This is a genomic window from Clostridium sp. (assembly GCF_032552055.1).
GTDB lineage: Bacteria > Bacillota > Clostridia > Clostridiales > Clostridiaceae > Clostridium.
In genome coordinates, this window is the sequence record NZ_JAWGSV010000453.1 from 1 (window position 1) to 1030 (window position 1030).

2 protein-coding genes and 1 pseudogene are annotated in these 1030 nt (G+C 26.9%); 2 read left to right on the forward strand and 1 reads right to left on the reverse strand.

What is annotated here, in order from left to right:
- Positions 1–25: 25 nt before the first annotated feature.
- A pseudogene (locus E6248_RS16365) lies at positions 26–118 on the forward strand (glycerate kinase); the annotation flags it as partial.
- 132 nt (positions 119–250) lie between these two features.
- Positions 251–427, forward strand: coding sequence for a hypothetical protein (locus E6248_RS16370; protein WP_316341821.1), 177 nt, complete (start codon positions 251–253; stop codon positions 425–427).
- Between the two features lie 128 nt (positions 428–555).
- Here E6248_RS16370 and E6248_RS16375 read toward each other — a convergent pair whose 3' ends face one another.
- Positions 556–774 carry a bacterioferritin-associated ferredoxin gene (locus E6248_RS16375; protein ID WP_136007927.1) on the reverse strand — a complete coding sequence of 73 codons (219 nt, stop codon included), beginning with the start codon at positions 772–774 and terminating at the stop codon, positions 556–558.
- Between the last annotated feature and the right edge of the window lie 256 nt (positions 775–1030).

Below are 1030 nucleotides of genomic sequence, written 5' to 3' on the forward strand. Positions count from 1 at the left end.
CTATTATGTTGAGTGGATAAGAAGTATGAAGATAGTATTAGCACCTGATTCCTTTAAAGAAAGCATGACTGCAAAAGAGGTTTGTTTAGCCATGGAAATGGGAATAAAAAGAGTAATAAATGAAATTGGAATTAGATAAGGCCTTAAAAGAAGGAAAAAACAATTTAGAGGTAGCAACAGAAAATATAGTAAGAATAATTGCAATAAAACACAGTATATTATAATGTAGATAAATTTTTAGGAGATTTTTATGATATTTAAGGCTATTATTATACCTACGCCAAAGAGAATAAAAAAATACTTTGAAGAAGCAATGATGGAATTTAACACATCAAGTCTTAAAAAAGAAGAAGACAAGGAATTAAAACATATTAATTTATCAAAAGATAGTTTCAAAAGTTATGGAATATCAATGAAGATATTTTAAAAATTAGATTTATAGGGTTGTTGTAATGCAACTCTATTTATTTTTTCATAAAAAAACCACCTGTTTGCATAGCAGGTGGTTTTAGGGGAGATATAATCTATATGCTAATATAGTTTGGGGGAACTATATTAGTTATTTTCCAGATGCTTTTCAATCAAATTTTGGATTGTAGGGGTACATCTGTAGCCTCTGCACCCACCTGTACAAGCTCCTGTTGCCTTAGAAACTTCTGATACAGTATGAGCTCCGGCTTTGATTGCATCTTTAATTTTGGATCTTGGTATTGCCTTGCAAGTACAAACTTTAGTAAGCTTATCAAGGACTTGTTCGTTTAAGTTATTTTCCATTTATCTTTCCTCCTAATATAAGAATAGATTAAGGAAAATAAAGGGGATAAAAAATAAATTTTTAATATTTATTCTTTATGATTATATTATATGTGCATTGCTACAGAAAGTCAATACTAATTGATAGAAATTATTAATTAATTCCAACTATCAAGATTGTTAAAATTTATAAAGATATTGATATTTTTCTTTAAATTTATTAAAATATTCTCATATATATACTTTTATATTAATTTACTTTGTAGTAGAATAATAT